The sequence below is a fragment of the Shewanella sp. Pdp11 genome (genome assembly GCF_002838165.1).
In the GTDB taxonomy this organism is placed as follows: Bacteria; Pseudomonadota; Gammaproteobacteria; order Enterobacterales; family Shewanellaceae; genus Shewanella; species Shewanella hafniensis.
The window spans coordinates 136,784-157,849 of the sequence record NZ_CP015194.1; the positions used below are offsets into that span (position 1 = coordinate 136,784).

Sequence of the window (21,066 nt, forward strand, 5' to 3'; positions counted from 1 at the left end):
TGGATGCGCATTATAGGGAGATTGAGAAAGTCCGCAAGGGCTTTTTTGAGAAAAATGGATCTTTTTTTAATACTTTCAGTTAGTCACACAATACCCCCACTTTATCCTCAGACTTATCCACAAAATGGGTTTTAACGGTTGAATTTGCTACAGCGATGGCTTTGCTTTAATGGCTATCGATAAGAATGAAATGATGTTCAATGGGGAATAACGACGATTAGCTATATAAAGAAGAGTAAGAATGTAATCCGGATGACACGAGAGTAAGCGCTAGGCTTATTAAAGAGGAAATAAAAAGGCAACTTAGATAAGTTGCCTTTAGTGTGCGTTCTATTCTACTTATTCAGTAGGCAGTAGGCTAATCTGTCAGCAGATTAACTTAACTTGCCGTGGCATTGTTTGTACTTACGACCAGAGCCACAAGGACAAGGATCGTTGCGACCCACTTTGTCACCATCACGGATCATCGGTGCTTGCGCAGTGACAGCTTCATGCTCATCACCACCGCCAACAAGCGACTCTGCCGCTGCGTGTTGATAGTCGCGCTGGATCTTGGCATCTTCTTCACGACGACGCGCTTCCATTTCTTCCACATCTGACTGATCTTGCACTTGTACTTTCGACAGCACACTGATGACGTCGTGTTTCAAGGTGTTCAGCAGTTGTTGGAATAACTCAAACGACTCACGCTTATATTCTTGCTTTGGATTCTTCTGTGCGTAACCACGTAAATGGATACCTTGACGCAAATGGTCCATCGCCGCTAAGTGTTCTTTCCACAGACCATCGAGCGTTTGCAGCATAACGGCTTTCTCGAACTGGCGTAGCACTTGTGCGCCAACCATTTCTTCTTTTGCCTTATACGCATCGCCCCATGCAGTAATAATACGCTCACGTAGACTCTCTTCATGCAGATCGTCTTCTTTATCTAACCATTCTTGGATAGGTAATTTGAGCATAAATTCTTGGTGTAGACGTTGCTCTAAACCTGGGATATCCCACAGCTCTTCTACTGATTGCGGTGGAATATACTGATCGATTACCGCGCCAATCACATCGTCTTGGATGTTTTGGATAGTATCTTCAATACTTTCCGCATCCATCAACTCGTTGCGCTGGGCGTAAACCACTTGGCGTTGATCGTTAGCGACGTCATCAAATTCGAGTAATTGCTTACGGATATCGAAGTTACGTGCTTCAACTTTACGTTGAGCGTTTTCGATTGCGCGAGACACCCATGGATGCTCGATCGCTTCGCCTTCTTCCATACCCAGCTTTTTCATCATGCCAGAGACACGATCCGAGGCGAAGATACGCATTAAGCTATCTTCCATCGACAGGTAGAAGCGTGATGAACCCGCGTCACCTTGACGACCCGCACGACCACGTAACTGGTTATCGATACGGCGTGATTCGTGACGTTCTGTGCCTAGGATATGTAAACCACCCGCAGCAACGACTTCATCATGACGAATTTGCCAATCGGCTTTGATCTTAGCTTTTTGCTCTGCTGTTGGATTATCGAGTTCATCGATTTCCATGTTCCAGTTGCCGCCAAGCACGATATCGGTACCACGACCTGCCATGTTCGTCGCAATAGTCACAGAGCCAGTACGGCCAGCTTGCGCGACGATTTCAGCTTCTCGTTCGTGGAATTTAGCATTTAAAACTTCGTGCGGGATCTTTTCCTGCACCATTAAGCGCGCTAACAGTTCAGACTGTTCGATTGATACTGTACCCACCAATACTGGCTGACCACGTTCACGGCAATCTTTAATGTCTTTAATGATCGCTTGATATTTTTCATCGGCGGTCAAATAAACTAAATCCGCCATATCCTTACGCACCATTGGACGGTTAGTAGGCACAACGACTGTGTCTAATCCATAGATGTGTTGGAATTCAAACGCTTCAGTGTCAGCTGTACCTGTCATACCTGCCAGCTTCTCGTATTGACGGAAGTAGTTCTGGAAAGTGATCGAAGCTAATGTTTGGTTTTCGTTTTGAATGTGTACGCCTTCTTTGGCTTCGACAGCTTGATGTAAGCCTTCTGACCAACGACGACCTGGCATAGTACGACCCGTGTGTTCATCGACTATGATGACTTCGTTGTCTTGTACTATGTAATCCACATCACGTTCAAACAGCGTGTGCGCACGAAGCGCCGCGTTGACGTGGTGTAACAGGGAAATATTAGCTGCAGAATAGAGTGAGTCGCCTTCGGCTAACATGCCGCGCTCGATCAACAGGTTTTCTACTTTTTCTTGACCACGTTCGGTAAAATGCACTTGTTTGGCTTTTTCATCGATGCTGTAGTCGCCCTCACCCACAAACTCTTCCGTATCTTCTTTATCTTGACGGATAAGATTAGGGATCAGGGTGTTGATCTTGATGTATAGCTCAGAGCTATCTTCGGCAGCGCCAGAAATGATCAGCGGCGTACGCGCTTCGTCGATTAAGATTGAATCCACTTCATCGATTAGGGCGTAATGCAACGGACGTTGAACCCGTTCTTGCGGTGAAAACGCCATGTTATCGCGCAGATAATCGAAACCAAACTCGTTGTTGGTCCCGTAAGTGATATCGGCGTTATACGCAGATTTCTTCTCATGTTGGCCAATGCCTGCGACGTTGATTCCTACGGTTAAACCAAGGAACTCAAACAGTGGGCGGTTATTCTCGGCATCACGACGTGCCAAGTAATCGTTCACTGTAATCACGTGGACGCCTTTGCCTGTCAATGCGTTTAAGTAGGCGGGTAAGGTTGCCGTTAAGGTTTTACCTTCACCCGTACGCATTTCAGCAATACGGTTGCTGTCGAGTACCATACCGCCGAGTAACTGTACGTCGAAATGACGCATATCAAATACACGCTTAGACGCTTCACGCACTGTAGCAAAGGCTTCAGCCATGATGCTATCTAATGAAGCTCCAGCAGCTAAACGCTCACGGAACTCTGCGGTTTTCGCCTTTAATGCTTCATCGGTTAATTTTTCATAATCAGCTTCTAATGCGTTAATGCTAATAACGATCTTTTGAAGCCCTTTAAGGGTGCGGTCGTTGCGACTACCAAATACTTTTGTCAGTAATTTACCAAACATCTGAATCACTTATTCTCTGTAGGCCAAGTCCATGATGGAAACTAGAAGCCAATGTTTCAATTAACTTGCTTTGCGGTAGACAAACTTTTGTGGATCTATCTGCTGTCCGCCGCGCAACACTTCATAATGCACATGAGCCCCAGTTGAGCGCCCAGTGCTTCCCATACTGGCGATAGCATCGCCTTTTGCGACCACATCACCTACAGTCACTGACAAAGCTTTATTATGGCCATAACGCGTATGCAAACCGTTACCATGGTCGATTTCAACCAATTCGCCATAACCGAACATATTTCCAGCAAAAGTCACCACGCCTGCAGCAGTCGCAACAACTTTAGCTCCTTCTCGGCCGGTAAAATCAATCCCCTTATGCACAGACCTGCGACCGTTGAAAGGGTCATTACGTAATCCGTAGGGCGACGATAACCAACCTTTATCGAGCGGGATACCTGATATATAACGTTCATCATCTATATGGTGGTTAGATGACACTGTTTCAAGTAGTGAAAGCTGAACATTATTATTGTCAATTCGTGATGCCAACTTATCCATATCGTCGATAAGCTGTCCGAGCTCGATGTTAGTGCCTAGTTCGCTCAAACCACCCACACCAACCTCGGATGAAAAATCAAAATCTTCATCCAACTTATTCTGCTGAGCGACCTGTTGACCTAAAGCTTCGAGACGGGTGATCTTGGCTTGCATACGTGCAACATGAGTCACAAGCATAGCCAGTTGAGACTCAGTAGCACTTTTAAGCTCTAAGACTTGTTTCTTTTGCTGTTCGCGCACGAGACGATCGTTATCGACACTGGCTTGCTGATCTTGAAATCGAGCGGAGTTGTGTTGATAAATACCGGACCCAGTGGCCAACAATAGTATTGGAAGTAGCAACCAGCGTTTACTGGGCTGCCAGCGTGTGACGCCATTCCGACCTTGAATAAATACTGTTACACTCATAGCCTAATTCAGCCATCTTATTATCATATGAAAAAGCCCCCTCAAGATCTCAGCCAATTACTGCATCAATCGGGAAAATTACCCGACCTTGCTGAGAAAGCGGAACTACTTATGTATCTGGATCAGCATGTGAAGCAGATTATTGCAGGTCCTGTTGCGGAGCAACTAAAAGTCGCTAATTTCCGCCAGGGTGTTCTTGTGGTTGAAACCACTTCGGCAGCTTGGGCTGCGCGAATTAATTTCCAAAAGCCGAAGCTATTAACCCAGCTTCAAGCAGAAACGCTCCCAATCCTTACCGCAATTGAAGTTAAAGTCAACCCGAGATTAGCAATGTATGACGCAAAGCCTAAACAGGGACATAAAGAATTAAGCCCAGCAGCAGCAGAGCACATTGCAGCATTAGCGGAAAATATTGGCGGTTCACTGGGCGAAAAACTAAAACGGCTGGCCTCATTGGCCAGCCGTAATAAATAATCTTACCGCTTTTTAAGCAAATACAGCGCCACCTGGTACGGTAAAGCTGACGGGGACATCGGCTTCTTTTTCGAAGCTAACCAACTCCCACGCATCCTGTTGCGCGAGTAAAGCACGCACCAATTGGTTGTTCAGCGCATGACCGGTTTTATACGCAGTAAACTCACCTAAAATAGCGTGTCCTGCCACATATAGATCACCAAACGCATCTAGAATTTTGTGCTTAACAAATTCGTCCTCATAACGCAGGCCGTCGGGATTAAGGACGCGATATTCATCAAGTACAACAGCGTTTTCCATGCTACCGCCCAACGCTAGGTTGTTGGCTCGCAAATATTCGATATCACGCATAAACCCAAAAGTACGGGCACGGCTGATATCTTTCACGAAAGCAGAAGTTGAAAAGTCCATCACCACATGCTGTTGGCTACGAGCGATTTCTGGATGCGCAAAATCAATTTTAAAATTGACTCTAAAACCTTTAAAAGGTTTTAACTCGGCCCATTTATCGCCATCTTCAACGCGCACAGGGCGCTTAATCTTTAAATACTTCTTAGGCGCGGCCTGCTCTTTAATACCAGCAGACTGCAACAAGAAGACGAATGGGCTTGCACTGCCATCCATAATAGGAATTTCAGGCGCGTCCACTTCGATTACAGCGTTATCTATGCCTAAACCCGCAAGAGCTGCAAATAAATGCTCAATGGTCGAGATACGAATACCTTCGTCATTGACAAGTGCCGTACACATAGTGGTTTCACGAACTTGCTCCGCCTTCGCTGGAATGGCGACGGCAGGACTCAAATCGGTGCGCACGAGTACGATCCCTGAATTAACGGGCGCGGGCATAATGCTCAAAGTGACCTTGTTGCCAGAATGCAATCCGACACCAGTTGTTTTCACCATTTTCTGAACAGTTCGTTGAAATATCATTCAGTTACCCGTTTATATGCCAATTATAAAGCCTAATATTTGTACACTCAGCGTCGGCAAATCGAGCCGCACTGGTTCAACATAATAACATAACTTTATTATGTCACACAAATGCAGCTATGTTGTGGTATTGCCCAAAACGAACAACACCTCACATATTACGCTGGACTCAAACGCTCTCGCTAGTCGGCTTGCTTACGCAAAAATGCTGGAATATCAAGATAATCCAATTCATGCTTTGTCGATGGTGCAGGCGTAGGAGCTGGCTGCGGAGCCGCTGGCAACACGTTGCCTTTTGGCGCTGCATAGTTCACATGTGCAGCTTCTTCGACATAGGCTTCGACTTTTGGTTCAACAACTACAGGCTCTGGACGAGGTGCAGGTTTAGAAACCAATTGGATATCTGGACGCTTTTCAGCGCCAATACCAGTAGCAACAACCGTTACACGCAGCTCATCACTCATTTCTGGGTCGATGACAGCACCAACAACCACAGTCGCGTTGTCAGAGGCATAAGCCTTAACATGATTACCGACAGTTTCGAATTCTTCGATACTCATATCCATACCCGCAGTGATGTTCACTAACACACCACGCGCACCGGCTAAGTCGATGTCTTCTAATAATGGGCTGGCAACAGCAGCTTCGGCCGCTTCTTCAGCGCGGTCTTCACCGCGAGCGACGCCAGTACCCATCATGGCATTACCCATTTCAGACATCACAGTCTTCACGTCGGCGAAGTCGACGTTAATCAGACCTGGACGAGTGATAAGCTCGGCAATACCTTGTACCGCACCAAGTAACACGTTATTCGCTGCGGCGAACGCATCGAGTAAAGAAGTTCCACGGCCCAATACTTTTAATAATTTTTCGTTCGGGATCGTGATTAACGAATCCACGTGCTTAGCCAGCTCAGCAATACCTTGCTCAGCGTAAGCCATACGTTTTTTCCCTTCGAATGGGAAAGGCTTAGTCACAACCGCAACGGTGAGAATACCTTCTTCGCGTGCGATTTGAGCCACAACAGGTGCAGCACCTGTACCTGTACCACCGCCCATACCGGCAGCGATAAAGATCATGTCAGAACCTTTGATTGCCGCGCGAATGTTTTCGCGGTCTTCTTCAGCTGCAGCACGACCCACATCTGGGTTTGCCCCTGCTCCAAGACCTTTAGTGACATCGCGTCCTAATTGAATTGTTGAGCCAGCGCCTGATTTTCTCAGGGCCTGAGCGTCTGTATTGGTAACGATAAACTCAACACCTTCAATGTTGTGTTTGACCATATGTTCGACAGCGTTACCGCCGCCGCCGCCAACGCCGATGACTTTAATCACCGCGTCGTCTGAGTGAGTATCCATGATCTCAAACATTGTCTGATCTCCGTGTTGCCTGCGTTATGAAAATTAAAATTCGCCCTTAAACCAGCTTTGGACCCGATTCCAAGCGCTAGTTACCCCTTGGCGCTCAGGACGTTCGAACTGACGTTCGATCACCCGTCGTGCGCCGTAATGAAGCAGTCCGACTCCAGTGGAGTAAATAGACTGGTCCACATATTCATATAAACCTTTGATCGGTAGCGGTGACGCTACACGAACTGGCATGCCAAAAGTCGCTTCCGCAATATCGACCACACCTTGAATCGACGCTGTGCCACCTGTGAGCACAATACCTGCGGCGATTTGATCTTCTAACCCACTGTCTTTCAACTCTTTAAGCACAAGCTCAAACAGCTCTTGGTATCTTGGTTCAACCACTTCGGCGAGCGTGTGACGTGACATGCTCCGCGATGGACGACCACCTACCGATGGCACTTCAATACTGTCTTCGCGGCTCACCATAGAACTGCGAGCACAGGCGAACTGCACTTTAATTTGTTCAGCATGTGACGACGGCGTGCGGAAAATCTTCGCAATGTCGTTGGTCACTTGATTGCCCGCAACTGGCACAACCGCGCAATGACGCAAGGCACCGTTGGTATAGACCGCAATATCTGTGGTGCCACCGCCGATATCGACGATACACACACCTAAATCTTTCTCATCGAAGGTCAGCACGGCATCGGCCGAAGCAATCCCAGAGAACACTAAATCGTCGACCTTAAGGCCACAACGCTCAACGCTCTTAGTGATGTTCTTCGCCATATCATTGGCGCAGGTCACTATATGTACCTTGGCTTCCATCCGCATGCCGGACATACCGATAGGGCTGCGGATGCCGTCTTGCACGTCGATCGCATATTCCTGCGGCAGCACATGTAAGATGCGACGTTCGGTCGGGATCTTCACCGAGCGAGCCGTGTGGATCACGTTATCGACGTCTTCCTGTGTCACTTCTTCATCGTTGATCGATACCATGCCGTTTTCGTTTTGGCAGGCGATGTGTTTACCAGAGATGCTCAGGTAAACCGATGACACTTGGCAATCCGCCATTAATTCCGCTTGATCGAGCGCACGTTGCACACTGCGAACTATCGAATCTAAATCGTTCACGCCACCTTTATCCATGCCTCTTGAGGGATGGTTGCCAAGGCCGACTATGCTGATTTCGCCATCGGGCAGAACTTCGCCTATGATCACTGCGACCTTAGAGGTTCCTATATCCAATCCGACGATAAGGTTTCTATCTTGGTTTTTGATCATTAATTATCGGCTCTCTTGTTTGTGCATCGCCCCAGCCTACGGCCAACCCTGTGTCGTAGCGCAAATCTACTCTGGCGACGGATTTATCTTGTTTCGCCAAAACCGGATAAACAGTTATAAATCGCTGTATCCGTGCAATTTTATCTTCGCGACCTAAATCTAAAACGATGCCGTTTCCTAAGGTCGCGTGCCACGCATGTCGCGGCGTCAAATTCAAACTGGCTAAGGTAAAGCCATTAATCTTTAACAGTGAGTTGATCTGTGCATACACAGTCAACACCTCAAGGCCCATATCGTCTGGCCCTGATAACTGCGGTAAATGCTCCAGCTCTGGGTGCGATGGCGCTTCAAACACTTCGCCATGCACGTTCAACCAAGCGTCACCATTCCAATGGGCTGCTGGTTGCTGCTCCTGCAAATATACCCTGAGTTTCGCAGGCCACTCGCGTCTTACCGACGCGCGATACACCCAAGGTAAGGCTTCTAACGCCTGTTGTACTAAGGTGATATCAGCACTAAAAAAACTCCGCTGCATTAAATCTTGTAGTGCCACTTGTATATCTTTATCTGTGGTGTAAGCCCGCTCACCTTTGATGGCAACGGCCTCAATCGGCAAGGTGCTGGCATCGTTTAAAAATTTATGTAGCTGGTATCCACCAAATACAAAACTGGCCACGATGAAGAATAAAAAGCCAGCCCCGCTCCACAGATACCAATTAACCCGTGACATTCTTGCCCGCCAGTGCCGCCTCTTATCACTCCAAGACACGCTTCATTCCACCTTTAACGACACTCATTAAAAACCACAGAAAACCGGCCATTATATAGACCAAAATCCTTTGGTCAAAATTTCCTTTTCCTCGCAGATCAAGCGCTAAAGATCAGCTTGCTTGCGCAGGTAATTCCGCAACAGCAAAGCCCAATTCTGTTGTCGCTAACAATCGCGACAGGGCGCCAATATTACCCGCACCTTGGGTGAGTAATAAATCCCCCTCCTGCAATACATCGGGCAATACTTCTGCGAGCTGATCAGGACTAGCGATAAAGATCGGATCTAACTGGCCACGCAGACGAATTGAGCGACATAGAGCTCGGCCATCGGCACCTGTGATTGGCGCTTCCCCCGCACTATAAACATCGAGCAACAGTAAGCAATCCACTTGGGATAACACTTCAACAAAATCTTCATACAAATCACGGGTACGCGTGTATCTGTGTGGCTGATACGCCATAACCAGACGTTTGTCGGGCCAACCTGCACGCGCAGCTTTAATGGTCGCGGCAACTTCACTGGGGTGATGGCCATAATCATCGACCAACATAACTTCGCCCTTGGGCGTAGCAAACTTGCCCAAATGCTGGAAACGACGACCTATGCCTTGGAACTCCACTAACGCCTGAGTAATGGCGCTGTCGTCGATTTCATCTTCGGTCGCGACCGCTATCGCAGCTAAGGCATTAAGCACGTTATGTTGACCCGGCAAGTTAAGCACCAGATCGAGATCCGCTTTGCCTTTACGTCTCACAGTGAAACGACACTGATGCCCTTGCTGACTGAAATTCAGCGCTTGCACGTCCGCATCGTCACTAAAACCATAGGTCACGAGTTGACGACCAATCCGCGGCATGATTTCACGCACCACAGCATCGTCGATACACACAACTGCGACACCGTAAAACGGCAAGTTATGTAGGAAATCCACGAAGGTCGATTTCAATTTCTCGAAATCACCGCCATAGGTATCCATGTGATCGGCTTCAATGTTAGTTACCACACTGACCATAGGCTGCAAATGCAGGAAGCTCGCATCACTCTCATCGGCTTCGGCAATCAAGTAACGGCTGGTGCCTAATCTGGCGTTGGTACCGGCGCTATTGAGCAAGCCACCAATCACGAAGGTGGGATCCCGCCCCGCTTGACCGTACACGCTGGCGATAAGGCTCGTTGTCGTGGTTTTACCATGGGTGCCCGCAATTGCCACACCATGTCGATAACGCATCAACTCGGCTAGCATTTCGGCGCGGCGTACAATAGGAATACGTAATTCTTTAGCGGCAAGGATTTCTGGGTTTTTCAGATTAATCGCCGTGGAGACCACGACCACATCCACTTGCTGCACGTTTTCGGCGGCATGACCAATTTGGATCTTGGCACCGAGCAAACACAATCTGTCGGTCACGGCATTTTGCGCGATATCCGAACCACTCACCTGATAGCCTTCGTTCACTAACACTTCGGCGATCCCGCCCATGCCCGCGCCGCCAATGCCGACGAAGTGAATACGCTTAATACGGCGCATTTCTGGGATCATGCTTCTCAGTTGTGCGTATCTTTCTGTCTTAGTCATGCTTATCCTTTCTCGGCAAGGCTGATGCACACTGCGGCAACTTGTTCAGTCGCATCCAGTAAGGCAACGTCTCTCGCTCTCTGGCCCATACGGGCTAATTCTGTTCTGTCATTGGCGAGCAGTTGTAATTTGCTCGCCAGTTTATTCACGTCCAAGATGGCCTGTGGCAATAGGAAAGCTGCGCCAGCTTCAACCAATACTTGAGCGTTACGGGTTTGATGATCATCCACCGCATGGGGATAAGGCACCAAAATACTAGGTAGTCCCACCGCCGCTAACTCAGACACAGTCAGCGCACCGGCTCGGCACAATACTACATCAGCCCAGCGATAAGCGGCTTCCATGTCGTCGATGAACTCGGCGATATTCACCCCGCCATCTTGCCCATGTTGCTGATAACCCGCCTTCACGCCCGCAAGATTATCTTTACCCACTTGATGCCAAACCGTTACGGACTGCTGCTGACTTAGAATCGCAACTGCTTCAGGCATAAGATCGTTAAAGACTTTGGCGCCAAGGCTGCCACCGACCACGAGCACTTTTAAAGCTTTATCAGCCTCAGGCTTTGGCTGCGCACCTAAGGCAATCAGTTCTTGGCGAATCGGATTACCAACCACCTTGGCCTTCACTGTGGTAAAAGTATTTTTAAAAGCACATAACACTTGCGTCGCAATCCGCGACAACAACTTGTTGGTCATCCCTGGGATGGCATTTTGTTCATGCAGCACCAGTGGAATACCGGCTAATCTTGCCGCCACACCACCTGGGCCACTGGCGAATCCGCCCATGCCAAGTACCACATCGGGTTTAAACTCAGCAATCACGGCCTTAGCCTGTAATATTGAACGCACCACTTTAAAGGGCGCCGCGAGTTTACGGATCAACCCATTGCCGCGCACACCTTTGATATCGATGAAATCTATATCAAATCCATACTGGGGCACTAAACGCGCCTCCATACGATCGGCCGTGCCTAACCAACGCACTTGCCAACCCTGTTGAGCTAGATACTTAGCCACCGCCAGCGCCGGGAATACATGTCCTCCCGTACCACCCGCCATGACTAAAATACGTTTTCCTGTTGGGGTCATCACTTCAATCTCCCTTGCACGGCCTGAACTAATGTCATGCGCCGCTCGTAATCAATGCGCAGCAACATCATGGCTGCCGCCGTCATGACCCATAAACTACTGCCGCCGTAGCTGATAAAAGGTAATGTCAGCCCTTTGGTCGGTAACATGCCGATACTTGCGCCGACATTAACCACAGTCTGAAAACAAATCCAAATACCGATGGCATAGCCTAAATAACCTTCGAATGGTTTATCCATGGCTAGACATAAATTACCTAAACGAATCGATCTCAGCGCCACAAATAGCAGCACAGATAACACAGCAATAATGCCGATAAAACCTAATTCCTCGCCGATCACGGCAAAGATAAAGTCAGTGTGCGCTTCAGGCAAATATTCTAATTTTTGAATACTGTTGCCCAGTCCTTGACCAAACCAATCGCCACGGCCATAGGCCATCAAAGATTGTGTCAACTGGTAACCGCTACCGAAAGGATCTTGCCAAGGATCCATAAACGACGTCACCCGGCGCATACGGTAAGGTTCTAACAATACCAAAGCCACAAACGCCAACACGCCAGCAAAAATCAGGGCGAAGAAGTCGAGCAAACGTGCTCCCGCCAAAAACAGCAGGCCAACGGTACCGACGAACAACACCACAACCGTCCCTAAATCGGGCTGCATCAAAATCAACACAGCGTAAATGGCAAATACCGCAATCGGTTTATAGAAACCCTTAGCGTTCTCGCGCACTTCCTGATGACGACGCACTAAATAGCCCGCCATGTAGATAGCAAAGGCAAACTTAGCGACTTCTGCCACTTGGATTCGAATTGGGCCTATCGATAACCAACGCGTCGCACCGTTTACCGTTGTACCGACCACTAATACCGCCAGCAACATCAAGCCTACAACCAATAGCAGCATGGGACTCCAGCGCTGCCAGGTTTGCATTTCGACTCTTAATACAAATGCCGCAATGGCTAAGCACCCCACTAAATAACCCACATGGCGAGTCATAAAATAAAACGGGTTACCCGTTAGGGTTTGCGCTTCGGGCATTGAGGCCGACATCACCATCACAAAGCCAAAGCCAATCAAAGACAACACAGCCGTGAGCAAAGCACGGTCGTACAATTGCACGCCCGGCACTTCGGTATCACGTTGCCAATTGGGCATTGCTGAACGCAAACGCCCAAATAGGCTAAGTTGTCTTACATCACTCGCCATTAAGTTGCTCCACAAGGTTTCTAAAATCGTCACCTCGAGCCATAAAGTTACTGTACATGTCTAAACTGGCGCAGGCTGGTGACAATAAAACGATATCGCCAGAAGTTGCCAATTCAGCGGCTTTCGTTACCGCTGCCGCCATAGTGTCGACCTTCACCGCGCCGTCTTTTAACGCGGCAATCTTTTTGCCATCACGACCTAAGGTAATGAGGTGTGTTACTTTCGCTAACGCCACGCCTAAAGGTTTAAAATCAGCACCTTTGCCGTCGCCGCCAGCAATCAAAATAATATCGCCTAAGTGATCACTCAAACCATCCAGCGCGGCAACGGTGGCACCGACGTTTGTTGCTTTCGAGTCATTGACATAGGTCACGCCATTCTTAATGCCAACCACTTCACAGCGATGGGATAAGCCGGTAAAGCTACGCGCCACTTTTGCCATCACCTGTTTATCAACGCCCACAGCATCCACAAGCGCCATTGCTGCGAGTAAGTTGGCATGGTTATGGCTGCCAATCAGGGAGACTTCTGTGATCGGCATGATTTCGCTGCTGCCGTGATAAATCTTGCTGTCGCTGATGCCCCATTCGTCCGCTTCAGGCGCAGCTAAACCAAAACTGTTTTGGTTCATTGGCTCTGGCGGTACGGTCAGTTTATCGTCGCGATTAAACAGCACGGCGCGGCTTTGTTTGTATAAACGTAATTTAGCTTCGCGGTAGGCAGCGATATCGCTGTATCTGTCCATGTGGTCTTCGCTGATATTCAAACAGGTCGCCACTACACACTTAAGGCTGTGGGTGGTTTCCAGTTGAAAGCTCGACAATTCAAGCACAAATAGGTCGGCATTTTCATGCAGTAAATCCAGCGCAGGCACACCGATATTGCCACCGACGGCAACGGCGATACCTGCTTCCCTTGCCATTTCGCCTACCAGCGTAGTGACCGTTGATTTACCGTTAGAGCCAGTAATACCAATAACGCAAGGTTTACGGTCAGCAATTTCACGGGCAAATAGCTCAACATCGCCAATCACTTCGATGCCCATATCCACAGCGGCACGCACCTCTGGGGTATAAGTGGCAATGCCTGGACTGATAATAATCTGCGTCGCTTGCACGAGATAACGGCAATCGAATCCGCCAGAAATCAGCTTCACATCAGGAAAAGACGTCGCTAATGTTTCGGCGCCCGGAGGCTGCCGACGACTGTCCATCACCAATGGCGTAATGCCCTTTCCACACAAATAGCGCACCACGGACAAACCCGTTGCCCCTAAACCTAACACTATGTGTGAATACTGATTTTGCATAACCAATTACCTTAACTTCAACGTGGCTAAGCCAAGTAAGACGAGGAATATCGAGATAATCCAAAAACGCACTATCACTCGAGGTTCAGGCCAGCCTTTTAACTCATAGTGATGGTGTATCGGCGCCATGCGGAAAATACGCTGGCCGCGTAACTTGTACGAACCCACCTGCAGAATGACTGACAGAGTTTCCATCACGAACACGCCGCCCATGATCACTAACAAAATTTCTTGGCGAACGAGCACTGCAATTGTGCCCAGTGCAGCACCTAATGACAGCGAACCCACATCGCCCATGAAGACTTGCGCGGGATAAGTGTTGAACCATAAAAAGCCCAGACCCGCACCGACAATGGCGGTACAGACAATCACAAGCTCACCCGAACCGGGTAAATGCGGAATATGTAAGTAGTTTGCGAACTGCGCGTGACCCGACAAATAAGCTATCAAGGCAAACGCCGCCGCAACCATGACTGTCGGCATGATTGCCAAACCGTCGAGGCCATCGGTTAAGTTCACCGCATTACTCGAGCCCACAATCGTGAAGTACGCCAATACGATAAATACGGCGCCAAGTTGTGGCATCACGTCTTTAAAGAAAGGCACCACTAACTGGGTTTCGCCTGGATTTGCCGCCGTGGCATACAGGAAAAAAGCAATAAGCAGCGCAGCCAAAGATTGCAGAATGTACTTCCAGCGCGCGATCAAACCTTTAGTGTCTTTACGCACCACTTTGCGGTAATCGTCGATAAAGCCGATCAAACCGAAACTGCCGAGCACAAACAACATCACCCACACATAGCGGCTACCGAGATCGCCCCACAGCAATACGCTGATGAAAATAGCAGCCAATATCAGCAAGCCACCCATAGTCGGCGTGCCACGCTTACTAAAATGTGATTCTGGACCATCGTTACGCACGACCTGACCAATTTGCAGTAATTGCAAACGCTCAATCAGTTTAGGCCCCCACCATAAGCTAAAAATCAATGCGGTCAATAAGCCTAAAATGGCTCGAAACGTCACATAGGAAAACACGTTAAACCCGGTATGAAAACGGGTTAAATACTCGGCCAGATATACCAGCATTTACACTAACTCCCCACGCCCGAAGGCTACTGTTAGGCCATCCACGACCCGCTCCATGGCGGCGCTACGTGAACCTTTAACGAGAACCGTTACCTGTCCCGGCAACTGGTTAATATGCTTTATGAGTTTTTCTACTAACGTCGCCACACTGTCATAGTGCTCCGCACCGAAGGCTTGGCTCGTGTGCTGACTTAAGGTTCCGGTACAAAACAAGGCATCTATCCCCTGTTGCTTGGCCAGTTGCCCTAGTTCAGCGTGTAAAAGGGGCGCATTGTCGCCTAATTCTCCTAAATCTCCCAGTACCAGACAGCGATTTTCAGAAATTTCCTTTAACCACGCGATTGCCGCACCAACGGACACAGGATTTGCGTTATAGCTATCGTCGATTAGACGCACACGGCCCAATTGACTCGGCTGCATGCGCCCTTTCACTGGCGTTAATTGGCTCAAGCCTTCGGCGATCTCAGTCAAACTTAATCCTAAAGCAATACAAACACTTGCAGCGGCGAGTGCATTACTCACCTGATGGCGCCCCGCCAGCGGCAAGACCACTGGGCAAGACTCACCTAAATAATTGAGCATAAAACGATAACAACCATCGGCATTAGTCTTATGACCTGTCGCAGTGACATCGATATGACGTTTAGCGGCGCCATCTTGCTGGGAGAAGCTCAGTTGCTTATAAGGCCTTGCCTTAACGCTCATAAAATCGGCAAAGGCATCATCGGCGTTGATGATGGCGGTACCATCGGCCTGCAGATGATTAAAAATCTCCGACTTCGCCTGCGCGACACCCGCTTGCGATCCAAATCCTTCTAAGTGGGCGCTGCCGACGTTATTGACCAGCGCCACGTTCGGACGCACGAGTCCCGAGGTGAAATCAATTTCACCTTTATGGTTAGCGCCGAGCTCGAATATCCCAAACTCATCCGCTGGCGTTAAACGCAGCAAGGTAAGCGGTACACCAATCTCATTATTAAAGTTGCCAGCGGTATAGAGGATTTGATGCTTAGCCGACAGAATGGTCGCGATCATTTCCTTCACGCTGGTTTTGCCGTTTGAGCCAGTCAAAGCCACACAAATCGGATTGATTTGGTCACGGACATAAGCCCCTATCGCGCCCATAGCTTTTTGGCAATCAGGCACAATCAGCTGCGGGATATCGAAGGCTAACTCGCGCTCGACCATTAACGCCGCGGCGCCGTTTGCAATAGCGGTTGCTGCAAAATCATGGCCGTCAAAGCGCTCACCCTTTAAGGCAACAAACAGGGTTGCAGCGCCGATTTTACGGCTATCACTGCTTAAATCTTGGATGGTGACGTCGTCACCGACTCGAAACGTACCTAAGTGTTGACTTAGGGTCTCGAGAGAAAGAGGGATCATCTTGATTGCTCCGATAACTGGCGTGCCAGGGCGCGTTCATCATAGTCATGACGCACACCTGCCGCCTCTTGGTAAGTTTCGTGGCCCTTGCCCGCCAGCAAGATCACATCGCCAGGTTTCGCCAATGCCACAACCTCTTTAATTGCTGCGATACGGTCAACCTGAGTCAATGCCTGCTGAGGGTGGATTAGCCCTTGGATAATATCGGTAATAATTTGCGCGGGGTCTTCACTACGCGCATTGTCGCTGGTCATCATAATGCGGTCGGCATATTGCTCTGCGGCTTGGCCCATCAAAGGACGCTTGCCCTTATCACGGTCGCCACCACAGCCAAATACGCACCATAAATCACCGGCACAATGGCGACGTAGCGCGTTTAACGCTTGTTCAATCGCATCGGGTGTATGGGCATAATCGACCACTAAGGTAATGTTATTCGCAGTAGTGAAACGCTCCATACGACCTGCGACGGGCGTTAGGTATTGCACTTGCTCGGCTAACGCTTTCATATCAAAACCTTGCAGATACAAAGCCGATAGCGCCGCGAGTAAATTAGAAAGATTAAAGGCACCAAGTAGTGGGGAGTGAATTTGTGTTTCGCCCTCGGGCCACACTAAGGTTGCACTGACGCCTTGATCGTCAAACTTGGCATTTTTAGTATAAAAAGCCGCACCTTGATGACCTTCAATACTAAAGCCCCACATTTGCGCAGGCACAGATTTAAGTTCAGTCAACCAAGATGCGCCAACTGCGTCGTCGAGATTCAATAAACCGTGACCTAAGGTGCTGAAACGAAATAGGCTTTGCTTAGCGGCGGCATAGCTTTCCATGTCGCCATGGTAATCGAGGTGATCCCGCGTCAGATTGGTGAACACGGCAACATCGAAGGGGACAGCGTCGACTCGGCCTTGCACTAAGCCGTGGCTCGACACTTCCATAGCGCAAACACTCGCGCCTTGGGCTTCAAAGTCATGCAACTGACGCATTAAGGTAATAGCATCGGCTGTGGTGTTACCGCTATCGACAAGCTCACCCCAGAGGCCATTGCCAAGGGTGCCCATCACGGCGGCTTTGCGGCCGAGCGACGTTATCAGCTGGGCAATCAGTTGGCTTGTCGAGGTCTTACCATTAGTTCCAGTAATACCAATCACCCCAAGGGATGTTGTCGCAGACTGATGCGCTAATGGATAACGCTGGGCGGCGATGGCCGATACTTGGCGGCTCAACTGGAAAACATAAATCTGTACGCCGTGCTCGGCATTATCGCTGAGCAACACTTTGCCATGCAGATCAGCATCATCCGTGTGGACTAATACGGCTGCAGCACCTAAATCTAAGGCTTTTTCAATAAACTGTCTGCCATCGACCTTATGCCCTGGCAGTGCCAAAAACACATCGCCGCGACGTATTGCGCGGCTATCTAAGGTCAAATCGTTGAAGGACTGCGCGCCGGCATAATGCAGCCAAGGCGCGAGCAGATCCCGTAATAACATCATTCTGCTCTCCCGGCGGCGATACCCGCCAATTGCACTTGTTCTTTATCGGTAATGGGTTCAACGTTTAACATTTGCAGTGCGCCAGACATGACTTTGGCAAATGCCGGCCCCGCCACTGAACCACCATAATAGAGATCGCCCTTGGGCTCGTTTACGACGACCACTATCGCTAACTTAGGATTATTCGCCGGGGCAACACCCGCAAATAAAGCAACATAATCATCACCATAACCGCCAGCAACCGCCTTACGACTTGTACCAGACTTGCCCGCAACTGGATAACCGTCGATATGCGCTAAGGTGCCCGTGCCGCCTTTTTCTGTCACGCCAACCAGCATTTGCATCACATCATGGGCCACATCTTCAGAAATGACTCGCTCACCGACCGGTGGCTTTTTCAGTTTCATAATTGAGACGGGAAATAAGGTGCCGCCATTGCCTAAGGTGGCGTACATGCGCGCCAGTTGCAGTGTGGTTGCGGTTAAACCGTAACCGAAGGACAAGGTGGCGCGCTCAAAGTCAGACCAACGGTGGCGGTCTTGGATCACACCCGCGCTTTCACCCGTAAGGTTGATCCCTGAGAAGCTCCCAAGCCCCATAGATTGATAGGTGCCGAGTAACTGCTGCACCGGAATAGACAAGGCCAATTTACTGATGCCGACGTTACTGGATTTCGCCAGAATACGCGCCAAACTCATGTCGCCATAGTTGGCGGGGTCGCGCACTTGGCGGCCGCCTAAACGCATCCAACCCGGTGAAGTGGCAATAATATCGGTCGATTTAACTGTACCAGCTTCAAGCGCGGCAGCCACAACAAAGGGCTTAATGGTCGAACCGGGCTCGAAGGTATCTGTCATGGCGCGGTTACGCATTCTGAAGGTTTGCAGATTGTCGCGCGCATTGGGGTTGTACGATGGCGTATTCACCATAGCCAACACTTCACCGGTGTGAATATCTAGTACGACGATGGAACCCGAGGTCGCTTGGTTCATCTCTGTGGTGCGTTTCAGCTCGCGGTACGCTAGCTGCTGAATCCGTTGGTCTATGCTGAGCACGAGATCATTCGGGCTTTCGCCCTCTTGGATGATATCGAGGCGCTCAACCACATGACCATCGCGGGATTTACGCACTTTCTGTTTTGAAGGCGTACCCGTTAGCCAGCTATTATAAGCATTTTCTACACCTTCAATCCCAACATCATCAATGTTAGTAATGCCGATTAACTGAGCTGTGATTTCACCGCCAGGGTAATAACGACGGGATTCCGACTTAAGGAAAACACCGGGTAATTTCAGTTGAGTGATGTAGTCCGCGACCGCTGGGGTAATTTGGCGTTTCAAGTAGGTAAAGCGTTTGGTGGGATTACCGCGTACCCGGTCTAATAAATCTTCTACGGGTTCATGCAATACATCAGCTAACGCTTGCCAGCGACGCATATCCGCAAAACCATTGTTATCATTGACTTGTTTAGGATCAGCCCAAACAGCACGCACTGGCACACTAACGGCCAACATGTCGCCATTGCGATCTGTGATCAAACCTCGCTGCACCTCACGGCTCGTGGTCCGTAAGGTACGCATATCGCTTTCATGGCGTAATTTGTCAGGCTCAATAATTTGAATGTAGGCTGCGCGTCCCACTAGGCTGCAAAATAGCGTACACACAAACCCCACCACTACGTATAAACGCCAATGGATTAGTTGTGGTTTCTGCGGTTTGCTTACCCGTTTGATTTTCGCTTGCCTAGTCATATCTTCCCTATAATCACGGCACCTTTACCACAACTTCTTCGCTGGGTAACGGACGACTCATGTTGAGTTCCTTAGAAGCAATGCGCGTAATACGACTGTGCTCAGTCTGCGATTGCTCCTCTAATAATAAATTGCGCCACTCAATATCTAATCTATCTCGCTCTTGTAGCAACTGATCCCACTGGGTTGTGAGCTGGCGACTAACATGGCTGCCATAAACAACCGCGACCGCATTACAGAGCACGAGCAGCGCTAATAACAAGATCCATTTGTGCTGCCATAAATCGTGTAAGACAATCCGTGGCAGGTTGATCGAGGACTTACTCACAGTGCGCCCCTTAGTAATCTAAACGCTCGGCAATGCGTAACACTGAGCTACGAGCTCTGGCATTGCGTTCGATTTCTTCGTCGGAAGGCATAATCGCCTTACCTACTGCGCGAAGCTTACGCGACTTGTTAATTTGATCTTCAGTGATCGGAAGACCGTGCGGCACACTCTCGCCTTGGCTATGGCGGCGAATAAAGCGCTTCACAATGCGATCTTCTAAAGAATGGAAACTGATGACCGACAAGCGCCCTTGGGGAGCCAGCACATTGACGGCTCCTTCAAGTGCCTGATCAATTTGATCTAATTCACTATTGATATAAATGCGGATCGCTTGAAACACCCGAGTCGCAGGGTGCTTATTGCGTTCTTTATTTTTAGTGATACGCGCAATCAAATCGGCTAAATCTTTGGTACGTAAAAACGGCGTTTTCTCACGATCGGCAGCGATACAACGGGCAATATGACGGGCATTTTTCTCTTCACCGTAAGTTTTAAATACCCAAGCCATATCTTCAATTTCGGCACGAGCCAACCATTGCGCAGCCGTTTGGCCTTGGCTGTTATCCATCCGCATATCGAGTGGACCATCGCGTAAAAAACTAAAACCGCGTTCAGCATCGTCAAGTTGCGGCGAAGACACACCTAAATCGAGTAATACGCCATCTATTTTGCCCACTAGCCCAAGCTCTTCGACGTAATCGGCTAATTGGCCAAAACCACCATGCACGATTTGAAAGCGAGGATCGTCAGCAAATTGTTTTGCCGCTTCAATCGCTTGGGGATCTCTGTCGATGGCGATCAATCGACCATGTTCACCGAGTTGTTGTAATACTTGTCTTGAATGACCACCGCGGCCAAACGTGCCATCGATATAGATGCCATCGTCTTTGATGTTTAAACCGCCAACCGTTTCTGCTAGCAGTACCGATAAATGGGCAAATTCTTGACTCATT

17 protein-coding genes are annotated in these 21,066 nt (G+C 49.1%); 1 reads left to right on the top strand and 16 read right to left on the bottom strand.

The genetic code is table 11. The features are described from left to right. Positions 1–374: 374 nt before the first annotated feature. Both secA and AYJ58_RS00675 read right to left on the bottom strand, forming a co-directional pair. Entirely contained in the window at positions 375–3,101 is a 2,727-nt protein-coding gene (gene secA / locus AYJ58_RS00670; RefSeq protein WP_106648310.1) for a preprotein translocase subunit SecA, read from the bottom strand. Positions 3,102–3,161: 60 nt separating this feature from the next. Beyond that, positions 3,162–4,061 carry a M23 family metallopeptidase gene (locus AYJ58_RS00675; RefSeq protein WP_105251201.1) on the bottom strand — a complete coding sequence of 300 codons (900 nt, stop codon included), beginning with the start codon at positions 4,059–4,061 and terminating at the stop codon, positions 3,162–3,164. A gap of 27 nt (positions 4,062–4,088) precedes the next feature. Here AYJ58_RS00675 and AYJ58_RS00680 point away from each other — a divergent pair, with 27 nt between their 5' ends. Continuing rightward, positions 4,089–4,535, top strand: a complete 447-nt coding sequence (locus AYJ58_RS00680; RefSeq protein WP_106648311.1) for a DUF721 domain-containing protein — start codon at positions 4,089–4,091, stop codon at positions 4,533–4,535. Positions 4,536–4,547: 12 nt separating this feature from the next. On the opposite strand, the gene lpxC is transcribed toward AYJ58_RS00680, so the two are convergent. From lpxC to rsmH, 14 genes are all read right to left on the bottom strand, one after another. Next, entirely contained in the window at positions 4,548–5,468 is a 921-nt protein-coding gene (gene lpxC, locus AYJ58_RS00685) for a UDP-3-O-acyl-N-acetylglucosamine deacetylase (RefSeq protein WP_011845621.1), read from the bottom strand. A 182-nt stretch (positions 5,469–5,650) separates the two neighbouring features. After that, positions 5,651–6,838 (bottom strand): cell division protein FtsZ, encoded by a 1,188-nt coding sequence (gene ftsZ / locus AYJ58_RS00690; RefSeq protein WP_106648312.1) that lies wholly within the window; start codon positions 6,836–6,838, stop codon positions 5,651–5,653. Positions 6,839–6,871: 33 nt separating this feature from the next. Further along, positions 6,872–8,107: a cell division protein FtsA gene (gene ftsA, locus AYJ58_RS00695; protein WP_006079897.1), complete on the bottom strand. Its 1,236-nt coding sequence runs from the start codon at positions 8,105–8,107 to the stop codon at positions 6,872–6,874. Continuing rightward, positions 8,088–8,837: a cell division protein FtsQ/DivIB gene (locus tag AYJ58_RS00700; RefSeq protein ID WP_198555559.1), complete on the bottom strand. Its 750-nt coding sequence runs from the start codon at positions 8,835–8,837 to the stop codon at positions 8,088–8,090. The genes ftsA and AYJ58_RS00700 overlap by 20 nt, the downstream gene beginning before the upstream one ends. Positions 8,838–8,988: 151 nt before the next feature. Further along, positions 8,989–10,455 carry a UDP-N-acetylmuramate--L-alanine ligase gene (murC, locus tag AYJ58_RS00705; RefSeq protein WP_106648314.1) on the bottom strand — a complete coding sequence of 489 codons (1,467 nt, stop codon included), beginning with the start codon at positions 10,453–10,455 and terminating at the stop codon, positions 8,989–8,991. Between the two features lie 2 nt (positions 10,456–10,457). Next, positions 10,458–11,546 (bottom strand): undecaprenyldiphospho-muramoylpentapeptide beta-N-acetylglucosaminyltransferase, encoded by a 1,089-nt coding sequence (murG, locus tag AYJ58_RS00710; RefSeq protein ID WP_106648315.1) that lies wholly within the window; start codon positions 11,544–11,546, stop codon positions 10,458–10,460. Continuing rightward, a complete protein-coding gene (gene ftsW / locus AYJ58_RS00715) occupies positions 11,546–12,757 on the bottom strand; it encodes a cell division protein FtsW (RefSeq protein ID WP_006079893.1) in 1,212 nt (403 codons plus the stop codon). The genes murG and ftsW overlap by 1 nt, the downstream gene beginning before the upstream one ends. Beyond that, positions 12,747–14,066, bottom strand: coding sequence for a UDP-N-acetylmuramoyl-L-alanine--D-glutamate ligase (gene murD / locus AYJ58_RS00720; protein WP_006079892.1), 1,320 nt, complete (start codon positions 14,064–14,066; stop codon positions 12,747–12,749). The genes ftsW and murD overlap by 11 nt, the downstream gene beginning before the upstream one ends. Positions 14,067–14,072: 6 nt before the next feature. Beyond that, positions 14,073–15,155, bottom strand: a complete 1,083-nt coding sequence (gene mraY, locus AYJ58_RS00725) for a phospho-N-acetylmuramoyl-pentapeptide-transferase (RefSeq protein WP_106648316.1) — start codon at positions 15,153–15,155, stop codon at positions 14,073–14,075. Next, positions 15,156–16,538 carry a UDP-N-acetylmuramoyl-tripeptide--D-alanyl-D-alanine ligase gene (locus tag AYJ58_RS00730; protein ID WP_106648317.1) on the bottom strand — a complete coding sequence of 461 codons (1,383 nt, stop codon included), beginning with the start codon at positions 16,536–16,538 and terminating at the stop codon, positions 15,156–15,158. Further along, positions 16,535–18,034, bottom strand: a complete 1,500-nt coding sequence (gene murE, locus AYJ58_RS00735) for a UDP-N-acetylmuramoyl-L-alanyl-D-glutamate--2,6-diaminopimelate ligase (protein WP_106648318.1) — start codon at positions 18,032–18,034, stop codon at positions 16,535–16,537. Before murE ends, AYJ58_RS00730 begins: the two co-directional genes overlap by 4 nt. Next, positions 18,031–19,785 (bottom strand): penicillin-binding transpeptidase domain-containing protein, encoded by a 1,755-nt coding sequence (locus tag AYJ58_RS00740; protein WP_106648319.1) that lies wholly within the window; start codon positions 19,783–19,785, stop codon positions 18,031–18,033. Before AYJ58_RS00740 ends, murE begins: the two co-directional genes overlap by 4 nt. Before the next feature lie 13 nt (positions 19,786–19,798). Beyond that, a complete protein-coding gene (gene ftsL / locus AYJ58_RS00745) occupies positions 19,799–20,113 on the bottom strand; it encodes a cell division protein FtsL (protein WP_106648320.1) in 315 nt (104 codons plus the stop codon). A gap of 10 nt (positions 20,114–20,123) precedes the next feature. Then, positions 20,124–21,065, bottom strand: coding sequence for a 16S rRNA (cytosine(1402)-N(4))-methyltransferase RsmH (gene rsmH, locus AYJ58_RS00750; protein WP_106648321.1), 942 nt, complete (start codon positions 21,063–21,065; stop codon positions 20,124–20,126). Position 21,066: the final 1 nt, after the last annotated feature.